Source organism: Flavobacterium sp. M31R6 (genome assembly GCF_013284035.1).
GTDB lineage: Bacteria > Bacteroidota > Bacteroidia > Flavobacteriales > Flavobacteriaceae > Flavobacterium.
Window position 1 is genome coordinate 1,655,047 of record NZ_CP054141.1, and the last position, 14,755, is coordinate 1,669,801.

9 protein-coding genes are annotated in these 14,755 nt (G+C 32.0%); 4 read left to right on the forward strand and 5 right to left on the reverse strand.

What is annotated here, in order from left to right:
- Nucleotides 1-168: 168 nt before the first annotated feature.
- The 5 genes from HQN62_RS06740 to HQN62_RS06765 all read right to left on the reverse strand — a co-directional run bounded on the left by HQN62_RS06740 (nucleotide 169) and on the right by HQN62_RS06765 (nucleotide 10,560).
- On the reverse strand, nucleotides 169-1,053 hold the full coding sequence (locus tag HQN62_RS06740; protein WP_173503784.1) for a hypothetical protein: 885 nt from the start codon (nucleotides 1,051-1,053) through the stop codon (nucleotides 169-171).
- Nucleotides 1,046-3,844: an N-6 DNA methylase gene (locus HQN62_RS06745; RefSeq protein ID WP_173503785.1), complete on the reverse strand. Its 2,799-nt coding sequence runs from the start codon at nucleotides 3,842-3,844 to the stop codon at nucleotides 1,046-1,048. The genes HQN62_RS06740 and HQN62_RS06745 overlap by 8 nt, the downstream gene beginning before the upstream one ends.
- A gap of 12 nt (nucleotides 3,845-3,856) precedes the next feature.
- Nucleotides 3,857-6,958, reverse strand: a complete 3,102-nt coding sequence (locus HQN62_RS06755; protein ID WP_217362507.1) for an N-6 DNA methylase — start codon at nucleotides 6,956-6,958, stop codon at nucleotides 3,857-3,859.
- Between the two features lie 32 nt (nucleotides 6,959-6,990).
- Nucleotides 6,991-9,513, reverse strand: a complete 2,523-nt coding sequence (locus HQN62_RS06760) for a DEAD/DEAH box helicase family protein (RefSeq protein ID WP_173503786.1) — start codon at nucleotides 9,511-9,513, stop codon at nucleotides 6,991-6,993.
- 639 nt (nucleotides 9,514-10,152) lie between these two features.
- Complete coding sequence (locus tag HQN62_RS06765; RefSeq protein WP_173503787.1) at nucleotides 10,153-10,560, reverse strand: helix-turn-helix transcriptional regulator; 408 nt, start codon at nucleotides 10,558-10,560, stop codon at nucleotides 10,153-10,155.
- 173 nt (nucleotides 10,561-10,733) lie between these two features.
- Here HQN62_RS06765 and HQN62_RS06770 point away from each other — a divergent pair, with 173 nt between their 5' ends.
- The 4 genes from HQN62_RS06770 to HQN62_RS06785 all read left to right on the forward strand — a co-directional run bounded on the left by HQN62_RS06770 (nucleotide 10,734) and on the right by HQN62_RS06785 (nucleotide 13,847).
- Nucleotides 10,734-12,368 (forward strand): hypothetical protein, encoded by a 1,635-nt coding sequence (locus tag HQN62_RS06770; protein WP_173503788.1) that lies wholly within the window; start codon nucleotides 10,734-10,736, stop codon nucleotides 12,366-12,368.
- A gap of 144 nt (nucleotides 12,369-12,512) precedes the next feature.
- Complete coding sequence (locus tag HQN62_RS06775; RefSeq protein WP_173503789.1) at nucleotides 12,513-12,875, forward strand: hypothetical protein; 363 nt, start codon at nucleotides 12,513-12,515, stop codon at nucleotides 12,873-12,875.
- An 11-nt stretch (nucleotides 12,876-12,886) separates the two neighbouring features.
- Nucleotides 12,887-13,450 (forward strand): hypothetical protein, encoded by a 564-nt coding sequence (locus tag HQN62_RS06780; protein ID WP_173503790.1) that lies wholly within the window; start codon nucleotides 12,887-12,889, stop codon nucleotides 13,448-13,450.
- Between the two features lie 52 nt (nucleotides 13,451-13,502).
- The gene (locus tag HQN62_RS06785; RefSeq protein ID WP_089481706.1) at nucleotides 13,503-13,847 is read left to right on the forward strand and encodes a hypothetical protein; all 345 of its coding nucleotides are present in this window, start codon (nucleotides 13,503-13,505) and stop codon (nucleotides 13,845-13,847) included.
- The last annotated feature ends 908 nt before the right edge of the window (nucleotides 13,848-14,755 follow it).

Here is a 14,755-nt window from a genome sequence, read left to right on the forward strand (position 1 = left end):
CTAACAGCTTGTACCTAAAATTGTGGAGTGTTTAGTTTCTTTCTTAATAAAAAAATCTATCTTAACATTAAGCTTAGTATTATTTGAACATGTGTTGTTGGAGGAGAGATATATAAATATAAAAGTTAGTTGAAGTTTCTATATTGTATCAAAATAGGCTTGAATTGATTAATAAAGTTTTGACCAAATAATAATCTCCATCAGACTATTAATTAAGCTCTTTATAGTATATGTAGAAATGTGGTAATTAGTTCTTGACGAACCGTGTAAATATTCGCTACATGCATTGTGAATGAATTTAGTATGACTAGAAATTGTGGTATCTTGGTATACAGTAGTGGTAGGAATAAAGTTATTTCTGTGATTCGGATTTCCAAGCAAGTACTTATAAAAGTCTCCGGTAAATGAAGGAGTGCCATTGGCATTCATATACGTATCAGGAACTACGTTTTTATTCCGATTATTAAGTGATTTATAAATTTCTTCATGAACTTCTCTAACATCTCCAATAATGCCACGAAAATTAGCCGGAACTTTCTCGTTGTATCGTTTAAAAATATTTATCACTGTAATTTCTTTACCTGCTGAAATTAATCCTTGTTCAAAAGCATCAAATATTTCAACGTTTTCTCTTTTAATTCTTAAAGGTTCTGCATTTTGAACGCAATATAATAATTCATCTAAAAGTTTATTTTGGTCATCTGGCTTTTTTATAAACATTTTTTCATCAGCATGATACTTTTTTAATGAATCAAACTCAGATTCATCTCCAGTTAAAATAAATCTTGGAAATAGGGGAACGGTTGAGTTTAAATATGTTAAGGCGCTACCAATAAATGTTGAATCTTCCTTTGCTTGGTCATCTTGTAGTAAGCACTTTATATCTAATACAACTGCTGCATATTTATGTCCATATGCTGGTAATAATAGCTTTAAACCTGCTAGGCTGTTTTTAGCTGCTACAGTTATTCCTTTCGCATAAGCTTCGTTCGTAAAATCCCTAATAAAATCATTATTATCATCGATCAATATAATACTATTAATACTATTCATATATTTTGCTATTTGATGTAGGTAATTCTATGGTTAAAAAAAATCCTTTTTTAGTATTTTCGTCCACAGTAAGTTTTCCATTTTGAGCCGTTACTATTCGATTAATATAATTCCCTCCAATTCCCGATCCATCGCTTTTGTTTCCTTTTTCAAATGCCGTAATAAAATCTTTTTGAGTTAATTCATAGGGTTTCCCGTTGTTGGAGTACTCAATAGAGACCACCTCTCTTCTTTTATTTATACGAACTGTAAATTGTATTTTATTGATTTTATTTTTATTATCACCAATAAATGCATGTTTTTCAGCATTTATAAGTAATTGATCTAATAATTCTTTGAAAGAAGGCTTATGTAATAAAGCATTTGCTGATTCGCCTTTAATTTCTATGTCATAATTATCGTTTTGATCCACTTCTTTTTGTTCTTTATACTCCTTTAAAAAATCGAGTACATCTACTTCTTGTAAATCTTCCGGCAAAAGGGTAAAATTCATTACTTTGTCTACGTTGGTAAGAATATCACTTAAATGATTGGTTTCCTTTGATAGTTTATCTATCAATTGACTTAAAGTGTAATTATCAGGTAACGATATTTGGTCTTCGATTTCAGGATCGATATTTAATTCAACATTATCGTATTCTTTTAGATCACCTAAATATTCTCTTTTTATAACTCTATCTATTCGCTTTGTTATTCCATTTAATCCTGTGAAGGTGGGTCTTAACTGATGAGTTAATATTTTTATTACATCAGCTTCAGCTTGTTTTGTTTCTTCTTTGTATCCTAAAGATTTTATTCGTTCTTCCACTCTTTTTCGCTCTTCTGCGATTAAGTTAGCTTTTTGAGATTGTACAAATTCGTGCTGCGCCTCAATACTCATGAAAGGAACTACAGTATCTTTAAGTCCTGCTATACTAATATAAGGCATTACAGCTCCTAGCTTACGCTTTTCAATTTGTTCCTGTATAAATGTAGAATGCAATTGGTAATATAAGTATTCAATATTTAAATCAGATCTACTAGGGATAAGAACATATATGTTGTTATGTGGTAATATCCTTGGAAATTCTTCTGAAGGTCTAAAAATAGTTGCTTTTAAACTATCTCCAACTCGCGCTACTAATATACATTCTTCTAAAATAATATTTCTTTCATAACGGGACTCCTCACTAATAGTTTCAATACTATGTAAGTTCAAATTAAGATCAAGGATATCTTTTGATAATTTTTCAACTTTCACTAATGGAATATTCCCAGTATTCTGAATACTTGATCTCGGTGGATTTATTCCAGATTTTATATAAACTAAATCACCTAAAAATTTAGCTATATTATCTTTTAACATATTGTTGGCAAGTTGAAATTCAGCACCGTATGACTCGGCTAATAAATTAACATCTTGTTTTAGATCGTCAATATGAATAATTTGAGTGTCCTTATTAAACGATTCTTTATCAATATAAGATTTTATAATTTCGTCATTATTTAGAATTACAGATTTCGTTGTTGAGTCATTGGCCTTAGCTGTAATGAATTGAATTCTGTTTGTTAAGTAGTCAGATTTATTTTTATTAAGAATTAGAAGTGATGTTTTTGCCTCTGTATACGGTCGAAGTATACCAGATGGAAGGCTAACTATAGTTTCGATAACATCTTTAGCTATAAGCATTTCTCTAATGGACTGTTCTTTGCCCTTTTTCACCAAAAAACCGTCTGATACGGTCAATACGGCCTTTCCGTCATTATTTAGCTTCGATAAAATAAAAAGTACCATCGAACCAAAACTTTTACCAGACTTTGGAGCTGACAGATTATACTGATTGTAAAGCATGAAATATTCTACAGAATTTGTGATACCATTTGCTGGCAAATCAGCTATAATATAATCATATTGTTTGCTCAAATTTATCTGTTCAAAACAGTCTTCTGCTAGTATTTCAATGTCTTTAATACCGTACATAAGTGAATTCATATTTCCCAACTGGGCAATACGTTTATTGATTTCAGAACCATAAGAGTTAATTTTTCCTTCAGCTATTAATGATGTTTCAATGAGTAATCCACCAATACCGGCTACTGGATCATATACTGAAGCTCCATTATGAGGTTTAAGAATTTCAGCCATTAGCTGTCGTAGACTGTATGGTGTATGAGGGGCTTTGTTGTTATCTAAAGATATAAAAGTAGTGAAGTATTCATATAAATTCCCGAACTTTTGGTCATTTAAATGAACTGTTTCAATTTGTTTGATTACTGACCATATTTCTTGAATCTTATAATTATCGAGTTTTGCAAGTAATCGAGCACATTCGTCAAAAACACCCTCTGGAGCAAAGTGAAAATCTTCCAACGATTTAAGCCCATTAATTAAAGAACGACCTCCATCTAGAAGTTCATCCAATGAAGTTCTCAATTTTTCGTCAAATGCTAATGGATAGCTATGACCAGAACGATGATTAATGTCGACAAATCTTTTGTAGAAAAATAGAACAGCTATTATAAATTGTATATCTTCCTGATTGAATATTCCTTTAAGAGAATGAGTTAAATATTCATAGCTTGTAAATATATTTTTCCATGTATGGTCTTTAACCAAGACAATGTTTCCATTAATATTTTGAAAAAGTGATGGGTAGTTTTTAACCCGGGCATAAATTTGTGTTGCTTGTAAAGGTTCTCTATCATTACGTGTATAAGAACCATTCATATTGATGGACGAAGCAATTTCCTTTGCCTTCATGGGAAGTCTCTCTTTCTTTAGAACTTCTTCTATTGCTTCGTGTAATGTCATATTATAAATATATTATTTTAATAGTTTATCTATCAATTTCAAACCAACAATTATATCGATCATTTTATTAGTGTCAAATTTATTAAACTTGTCTGCTTTAGTTTTATAACCATTTTGATTAATCTCCCAATTTTGCATTGATTTGTAAATGCTTTCGAGATCTATAGTCTGCAAGTCTAATACCATTTTTGAAACTGTATTTAGTAATTCTATTTTTTCGGTTTCTTTATTAATAAATGGATGATTGTATATCTTTAGTACTTGATTTATTGCCTTAACAAAATCTTTATTTTCAGGATTACTTAATGCTTCTAATACTTCCTTCTCTTTTTCAGGTCGAATTGTAAAGACTTCACCATTACCTTTAGATATTTTAGATAAATACGGATTAGAGGCTAAATCTTCCTTTAATTGAGATGAATACGTGCCATAATTATAGTTTTTGAAAGGATATCCAAACTTAAAATCTGTAAATGTAGTAATGTGGAAAACGGTTTTTTGTGCAGCTACTTCACCATAGTTTAGATTTAGTTTTTTTTCAATTTGTTTTTGCATCATTGCTAAATACAAATCATAATTAGTGACCTCAAACAAAGTATCAAATGTTTTAACTTCTTTTTTATCTCCCCAAACGGTACTAATTTTATCTTTTATTTTTTTTTCAAATAAAGAAATCAACTTTTTGTTTGCATTAATTAATATTTGTTCTTCTTGAATGTTTTTAACTATTAAGTTTTGTTCTTCAAGTGATGGTAAAGGGATCTTTAACGTTTTTAAATTATCTTGAGATATATTAGTGATGCTCGATTTGTTTGAAAGTGCAATAGTATCTTTTCTGAATTTTTCTGTTCTTAAAAGAAATAAAAGATATTCCGGGTTAACTATTGTTTTATTAGGTTTACATTTAATTATAAAACCACAAAAGACAATATCCTCATTTTCTGTTTTAACTAATGAAGGGAAACCTACACCTTCATACTTTACAGATGAACGGACAAACAGTAAATCACCATCTGTTACTTTCTTGCTTATTATTTCTTTATTTGATATTTCTACTTTATCAAGTTTTTCTATATTGACATATATATCAGAAAAAAGATCTTTAATGTTAATGAATTTTGTTCCTTTTCCAACCTGATCTGTACTAAAGTTTAAACCATTTTTAAAATCTTCGCAAATATTTCCAAGTTCAACTATTTTCCACTCATCTTTGATGAAAATTGTTGGAGTATAATTATCTAGAACCAATTTAGCACCATCAATAATTTTTTGATAACCATCAATTTCATCAACAATTTCCTTTTGTATGTCCAGTGGAGGAAGTGGTATTTCGAAATCTTTAATAATTTGTTGTGAAATATTAGGTTGCCCACCACCACCAGATAACGCAACAAAGTTTGCAGTTTCCTGTTTTAGTACGTGATACAAATACTCTGGTATAACCGTTTCGTTTGGATATATTGCACACACAGCTTGATTTGTACTTGCTTCATATTTTAAAATACCAACTTTTCCGGCTGTTGCGCCATACATTGCGACTAAGACTGAATTTACTGGAAATAATTTTGCTGAAGAATTTTTTAATCCTTGTTCTGTAATTAACTCTTCTGATTTGTAAATATAACCTTGAGCTACTTCACCACTTTTTAACCAAGGAATTGTACCATTGTTATAAAAATCTAAATTACTTCTTAAAGGAGTTCCCCCCGAAGATGTTTTAAAGATATCGCCAATTTTAACTATTTCAAATTTAGTTTGAGTTACTTTATTTGCTAAATATCTATCAGCACTTAAAACTATATCTTTGTTTTCTAAAATAATTTCTTTCCCAACTAAAGTTATATTCTTATAACTTTCGATCTTGAAGTCTTCCCCTAATATAATTGAGTTTTTATAATCCGAGAAAACTTTTAAGGCGTCCGGCAAATCATTTTTATCATGTTCTCTTCTTTGTGCTCCTAATTCAAAACCGTCATTTATGATTTTAAGAAATAATATATTATTTGTTTTTTTAGCTATTTGTTTGTCTAAGATTAATATTGAGGTTTTAACCCCACTATACGGTTGAAAAACTCCAGCGGGCAAGCTAATTACTCCGATCAAACTATTTTCTACTAGCAATTTACGAAGTTGTTTGTAAGCAGTTTGGGTTGTTGCTACAATTCCATTAGGTACAATTATACCTGCTCGTCCTGCTGTCGTTAGGTGTTCAGCCATATAGTCAGTAAATAATACTTCTGCTTTTTTTGCATCAATGCTGAATTTTTTACTTGGACGGATACCACCTTTCGGTGTCATGAATGGTGGATTAGCAAGAAATACATCATAGTATTCATTCCAACGAGTTTCATCTGTCAGACTGTCGTATTCATAAATTTGGGGAGTTGTAAAACCATGTAAGTACATGTTTACTAAACTTAAACGAACCATATCTGGAGAAATATCATATCCTGCAAAGTTTTCCATCATTCGTTTGCGGTCGTCAGGTGTTAATAAGTCACCAGAGGTTTTTTGGGAGTTCTGTTCAACGATATGTTTATACGATGAAATCAAGAATCCAGCTGTACCACAAGCTGGATCGCAAATGCTTTCATTTTTTTTTGGATCTATTAGTTTTACAATAAAATCTATAATGTGTCTTGGAGTTCTAAACTGCCCCGCATCGCCTTGGCTACCTAAAACTGATAATAAATATTCAAATGCATCACCAAGCATTTCGCTATGGTCATAGTTGAACTCGTTGATAGTTTTGAGGAATAATTTTAAAGTTTCCGGATCACGATAAGGCAAATATGCATTTTTAAAAATATCACGGAATAGTTGTGGTAAGTTTGGATTGAGAGCCATTTTGGCTATTGCATCGCCGTACAAGCCTAACATTTCGTGCCCGCCTAATGCTGGATTAAAGATTTTTCTCCAGCCGTATTTTTCATATTCACCAACAAAAAACGAAGCATTCCCACCTAACTCTTCTGCCTCTAAATCCATGTCGTCCATGAACTTATAAATTAATGCAATAGTTATTTGCTCTACTTGACTTTTAGGGTCTGGAACTTTACCTACTAAAATGTCTCGGGCTGTGTTTATTCTATTTTTTGTGATATTATCGAGCATTGTATTTTTTGCTATTTATTATTTAATTTGAATTACATAAAACGATTAATGGAAACGTAATCTTTTATATAATTAGGAATGATATCTCGCCACTCTTTCTTTACTGCTTTGTAATCATTTATATTGAATGTTGGGTTTACATTCAATTCTGTGTATTTTTTTTTCTCAATAATATCTCGAACTTTATTATCGACGACATAAGCTTTAAAGAAATATTTTAAAGCAATGACATCATCTTTCTCTTCTGGTTTAAGATCTGAAATAAATTTTTCAAATTCTTCTTCCAATAATTCGTCCTTAGATTTGAAATACGGGATTATGCCGTAAATCTTTTCGATGATTTCCCTTAAACTCAACCTTCTGTCAACATTAGCTGCTTTGCGTAATTTTTCAATCGTGTAAAATTCCGATGGTTTGTTTAGAATTTCATTATTAATGTAGTTCAATACTAAATCCCAATTACCGGCACGAATATTTTCTTGCACTACTGGATTATCTTTTATTTCATCTTCAAATTTTTGGAAAAACATACGATCAATCCGCATTCCTTGTAATCCAATAATTTGTTCGCTGAATGTTAGGATTTTATCAGGATCTTGTGTTTCATATGCACTACTTTCAACTGTTCCTCCGCCTTCTTCTGTTTGTGATCCTTTTACAGGCAATTTTAGCACTTCATCATAATTGAATTTTTCCTCAAAATATTCGCAATTAGCAAAGAAGTCAAATAACTTGTATTCCTTCTTTTGACATTCTTTGAAATCTTCTTTTAGCTCTTTGTGAATAATTTCACGAGAAAAGTTATGTTTCCGTGTTCCTCTTCCTTTGATCTGAACAAAATCAGTTGGAGAGAAGATAGGACGCATCATACACAGATTTAGAATATCAGGACAATCATATCCCGTTGTCATCATTCCAACCGTTACGCAAACTCTTGTTTTGGATGTTTTATATTCGTGATTAAAATTACCCAAACCGCCTAGTTTATTATAAGTAAAATTACTGGTCATCTGTTGTGCATCTTGAATTAAAGATGTGACTTGTACTGCAAAGTCAGAGTTATATTTGCCAGGATAAAGCTTGTTAGCCATCTCGTTTAATAATTGTGTAATCTTGGCAGCATGATTTTGACTCACAGTAAATACGATAGTTTTTCCTATTTCTCCTGTAATAGGGTCTCGCATTGCATTTTCTAAAAATGAATTACAAAAAACAGCATTAGTTCTTTCCGAAAAGAATTTTTTTTCGAAATCTTTTTGATAAAAGGAAGTTTCATCTTCATTACCTTCTTCATCAGGAATCAATACTGCATATCCTTCATCCGAAAGCAATTTTGTTGTAATTTCGGTTCTTGCATCAATTACTTTAGGATTTATTAGGAAGCCTTCTTTGACGCCATCTAATAAAGTATATCTAAAAGTTGGTTGACCATCTTCACAACCAAAAGTTCGATACGTATCTAGTAATAATCTTCTTTCAAATTCGCGAGGGTCTTTCGTTTTCTTTGTTTCATCAAATTTTTTGAGATAATCTCTCGGGGTAGCTGTTAATCCTAATTTATAGCCAATAAAATACTCGAAAACTGCTCTAGCATTTCCGCCAATTGAACGGTGGGCTTCATCAGATATTACTAAATCAAAATCTGTCGGAGAAAATAGACGTTTATATTTATTATTGAATAGGAGAGATTGGATTGTCGTTACAACAATTTCTGCCTTCCGCCAGTCATCTCTATTTTGCTTATATATTACTGATTTATAATCGGGTCTTAAATAATCTTCAAATGCTTTTTGTGCTTGGTGTTCTAATTCAATTCGATCTACCAAAAATAATACACGACTTGCATTCCTTGTTTTAAGAAATAGTTTAATAACTGCGGCGGAAGTTAATGTTTTACCTGTTCCTGTTGCCATTTCAAAAAGAAAACGGTCTTTGTTTTCTAATACTGCTTTTTGTATTGATTGTAATGCTTTGAGTTGGTAATCTCGCATTAACCTTACTTTAGTTCGTTCAAAATATAAATCTCGTGTTTCTGAATTTTGAAACTCAGGATCTTGTGCATAGAATGGCTGTTGCGTTAAAGCAATATAGTCCTTCTCAATGTTTTCACTAACTAATTTTTCTTTATTAGGAGTAAAGTTTTTATATCCTTCAACTGAACTTGGCGTAGGGAATTTTGTAATTATATTTGGGTTTCCTCTTTCTAAATCCCAAAAGTAATGTAGGTTTCCATTTGATAAAATTACAAAACGACAATTTTGCGATTTGGCATATTTTCGAGCTTGTTCTTTACCAATTAGTGGGTTTTTATCTTCCGCTTTAGCTTCTAGAACAATTAATGGAAAGCTGTTTTCATTCAATAATAAAAAGTCAATAAATCCATTTTTGGTTTTATCAAAATCCTCTCCCAAATCGTTAATGAAACTTTGAGTAATTTTAATATTGTTCTCTAATACCACATTTGCGGGACCCTGTTCATTGTCAAGTAATCTCCAGCCAGCTTCTTCGAGAAGTTTATTAATTTTAATTCTTGCTTTAGCTTCTTTTAGAGCCATATCTTATCTGTATGTAATAACTTATTATTTGAAATGAATTTTTCTTTTTATTCTTGTGCTTCTGTTATAGTAAATGTGTTTTTTAAATTACTTTTCTTGTCAGTAATTCTATGCAATGGGTTGTAATTATTAAAATCAATTTGCCCAAAAATCAAAACTAAAATGCTATTATTTATCGAGCCAATTTGTTGTTGGTGCCGTTCCACGAGTTGCAATAGCTCCTTAAGTAAATTTCTTAAATATAATTTTATGCTAATTATATCATATTCTTATTTTCGTTTCTTAAACTAAAAACAAAAACAACATTTATCTTTACTGATTTAGTTTTAATATCTTATAATGAATTGTCAAGTTTTTAATGGAATTGTCGTTATTCATGCAAATTATTCTAGCGCTATCAATCTACAAACATAGTAAAAAGCAATGGGATCTAAAAGGTTGGGAATGGATTTAAATAGAGAATGTTAGGTTGCATTTATTATTAGAAGTGTTCTAGTAGCCTCTTCTATTTTTATTATTTTTCTAACTTTCAATTACTCTCGTACTATAAAAAGTGTAACATTCAAAGGTTTAAATATTTGAAAATAAAAAAGAGACTCGAAAGTCTCTTTTTGGAATTAATATATCTTTTATAAATGCCTATTTTGCGTTAAGTAATTTTTCCAAATATTCAACTTTATCTTTTTCTGCCTGAACCAAACGTTCGTAAAGTTTAATCTGATGTTCGTGGGATTCGATTAATTTATCTAATGGATTAAAATGGCATACATTATTTGCAAAAGTATTATTACCTGAATCGTTAAAAGTATTAAAATAATTAAACACACCCTCTTCTGAAAAATTCTTGATTGCTTCCACAGTTACACCTAAAGCTTTTGCTACTTCAAGTAGTTTTTCTTCTTCAATCGTTTCACTGTTTTCCATAATAGAAATCGCCTGCTGGTTTGTTCCCATAGCCTGCGCCAGTGCCTCCTGTTTCATGTCTTTCAGTTCACGGATACGGCTGATTTTACGCCCCATGTGACTTGGTTTTGTTGATGTACTCATAGCTCAAAGATAATAATTAAGAATAAAAAAGTAAGTCCTATGTACAATATAGAAATTTTACTGTACGGTATGATACAAATTGATACGGTACAGTACGACTAATCACTTACTTGCCTGTGTGTTAAACAAAAATACAATTTTTCACACAAGTATTAATTAAAAAAAGAAAAATTATGAGTGAAATTCAATTTCAAAAGCAGAAAGAATTGGAGAATGCCGTGAGAGAGCTTCAATCATTTATGGACATTACAGCGGTCACTCTGCATGAGGCAGAGACAGCAGGTAAAAGAGGTTATATACTTACTATAATCTTAAGGGAAGATTCACAGCAGATTGCATCGGAAATGTATGACTGGGCAGATAAGGTTTTAAAAAAATATCCGTCTGTTCCTTATGTAATTATAAATCTATGGGATGTACTGCATCGCTTAAAGCATGGGAGCTTGTATTATTTAAAATGGTATTTATCAAACATAAGTCTGTTTAAAAACGAGGAGTTTGATTTTAAGATTACAAAAGATATTCCGACTGTATCTGTTCTGCTTAAAAAAGCAGTAAAGAAAAACAGCGGGCTTTTAGCCAAAGCAGAATCATTAAGAAGAGGTTCCCAGCATTATGAAGGAACAAATAACCATTATATGGCACTCTATACAATCCATCAGTCGGTAAACCTTCTTTTTGGTATAATCGGAGAACTGGTCATGGGAAAATCTCATTCGAATCATTATACACTAGAGCACTTAAATACGATAAAGGATTATGCACCTATTTTGAAACAGGTGTTTAATACTGATCATGATAAGGATAGAGAAATTGCCGATTTACTTGATAGAGCAAGGATTGAATTCCCTTACGGAGGCAAAACAAAGATTAAGAAAGACAGGGTTAAAGAAGCACAAAAGAAACTTTACCGCATCTTAAAAGAAACTAAAAAAATCTTCCAAGACCAGCTTTCTTACTGCGAGGAAAAATCCGTTTTTTTTATTGAACCAAAACAGAATCCAGAAATTTTAAACGATGATGTCATCGACTATGAGAAAATTGTCAGTGATACCGTTACTTCTTATCTTAAGACTGAGGCAGTTTATTGTTTTGGGAAAGCGGAAAAAAGGGTTAAACACTTTTATCTATTAGTACTTGTCAAAGAAAGTAAAGTAAATGCAGTGCATGATCTGGCTGATATTATTAAAAGCAGAACCAAAGAGCAGTGCACCGCAACACTTTTGATTCATCATATTTCAGAGCTTAAGACTGCAACAGGCGATCAGAAGTATTTCTTTTTGAATGTTGTAAAAAATGGAAAGGCTTTGTTTAAAAAAGAATCTGCTGCTCTGGAATTTGGAGATCTTCCAGTCCGCAGTATAATATCAGCAAAAGAATACCTGTGCTACAGAAATATTGTGGTAAACAATATGGAAAAATGGCAGGAAGATTATGAATGGGCGTGTTATGCTCCCCTTAAAGGTTTGATGCTCCATACTATGACAGAACAGATCTGTCTTGGAATGATTCGCTTGTTTATGGGGTATTCTCCAAATCATTTTTCCCTTTCCTGTCTATTAGAAATCTGCGATCATTTTAACCCTGAAATAAGCACTTACTTCCCGAGGGTTACAGAGCAGGACAGAAACCTGTTTACGATATTAAGCAGATCGTATGCTTCATTAAGATACAGCGGTGCAGATACTTTTTCTGAAGTGGATATGAATCTTTTGCAGGATCGATACAATGATTTTGCGGGTTTCTGCACAGGTGTTGTAAAAGATGAATTAAGACGTACTGAAAACCTGATTTCGGATAAACTTTAAACAGAGAGATCATTTACAATAATATTTTAACACAGAAAGACCATTCCAAATATCGAGCATATGAAAAAATGCAGTGGTTGATGAGTAAAGTAAAAACAATGTATCAGCAGTATGCTGAGTAAACCAAACAAATTTTTAAAGAATATGGAAACCAATGAAGATAAAAAGGCGGATGATTTTATCAAAGAACTGAAAAGCAGTTTTTATTTTAGAACATTGACCCAGCAGAGAGAAAAACAAGGGATTTATCATGCAGATATAAAATTTACGAGCTACATAAAGCTGATTTTTACAGTACAGGATCTGCTCAAAATAGCACTTCACACATTGGAGAATTCAGATCTTGAGAATTCCAGCCAGATCGAAGATCCCGCTTTCCATCTTACGAGTATTTTGGAAATTGCTATACAGCTCCTGCCGTGCAGTGAAGCGGAAGGGCTTGATAAACTGTATAAGCTTTATTTAGAAATTAATAGCGAAAATAAAAATGAACAAATGGATAACTAATTTTTTAAATCATGAAAAAGAAGAAAAAAAACTTTGAAACCAAATTCTGGGCTGGATTTGAGGCAAGAAATCCATTTGAAGCATCTGATGCACTTTTTGATTTTGCGCATCTTGACTACTATAAGCGAAATTTAACGCAGGCAGTACTGTACAGCTTTAAAGAAGAAATCTGCAGTAATGATAAATCAAGCGGGATTTTTATATTCTATAAAGCAATATGCTCATTTTTGAAAACATACTACTGCCTGCATAAAAAAAGCAGTAAATGGAGAGTAAAAGAGTCAGTGCGCTCCGAAGATGTATTTCATCTCACTTCACTGACAAAGCAGGAATATGACAATCCTTTCACAGTATTTCGAAAGGCATTTGCAGAGAAAAGCCTTAAGGAGTTTGAATTTTTCCTTTCTGAAATAGTGAGTCTTTCATTGTCTCCATACAAAGAAGAGGGGGATATTGATCTTACGACTCCGTACATCCATTTAATAAAAATGCTTGATGCGGGAGAGCTTATGCGCGAAAGAGGGCTTGAAAAAATAAAAAAAGTTAATGAATCGAAAGAGAATTCCGAATGCTGAAATTACTGCATAAATGCAGACATGCTCGATTTAACTAATAAAATATATAGATATGAAAAAAAATAAAATCAAATTAAATGATCTGGTTGAAAATCCGGAGCATTACTTTATAATGCTTAAACCTGCATCAAAAATGCGAAACGATATACACAATCTAGAGATAAATGTTCAGGGATATTCCGATCTGTTTTGTATGATTATGGATTTACTTAAGGCAGGAATGCTTGCATTAGACGGAATGGAAGTCAGTACCAATAATAGTCCGAGGCATGTTGAAAGATACGTTTACAGTCTGCTGAGGATAATAGAAATGCTGATCCCATTGGAAGAGGCAGATTTACTGGACATGCTTTACAGAAAATATTTAAAAGAGAATAAAAAGAGCACTACGAACTAATCTATGTCCATTCATAATTTTAATAAAACGCCGACTTCGGAGGCGTTTTCCGGCCCCGCAGGGCAAGTTGTTTTGAGATGCTGAATTCATTTCAAGCATCTCAAAACACAACTTGCCATGTTCTGGTGAACACATTATTAGAATATGTTTTAATTGAAAGGGCTTGATGCCCTTTTTTTTATGCTACTGGCAATTAAGTAATTATTTAAGGATGCAATGAATTCTGACTATACAGTACGACCTGTACACAACGAAGGTTTTAAAATAATGCTGAATATATGTTGAAAATTATCTTATGTATTATTATTTATGTATGCAGGCAGACATGTCTTCAAGCATTCAAGTATTCCGGCATTCAAGTAGGCATGTTTTCACATAACTATGTAGGCATGTGTGCATTCCTGCCTGCAAGCCGGCAGGCAGTCACACAGTCAAGCCTGCAGGAATACGCGCAGGTCATAAGGAGCTCCAGCAGTCCAGCATTACCAAGAAGAAACAAAAATATTTTTCGAAAAGAAAACAGAAAAAGGAAAAAAAGAAAAAGAAAGCAATCTAAAAGGACGGGATGCAGTCAGGCCAAAAGGAATCGGAATAAGTCCCGAAGGGTGTCTTGTGAGGAACGAGCAAGGCATTATGCCGAAGTCTTTTTGCCAGACTGGAACAGCCCGTCATACCTTCGGTTTCTTTTTATTATTTCTTTTGATAAAAATATAAATACAATCGGTAGATAAATGATCGTTTATAAGGGTAGAAGACTTTTCGTAAATTTTGTAATTGCAACCTTAGCAGATATTCGGATATTGCAGACAGCTTTCTAAAACAAATGTTTTAAGCTTGTACTATATTATTTAGATAATCGTTTAAAAGCAAACGCCATAGTGCGTTTAGTAAACATAAAATTGGAAGAT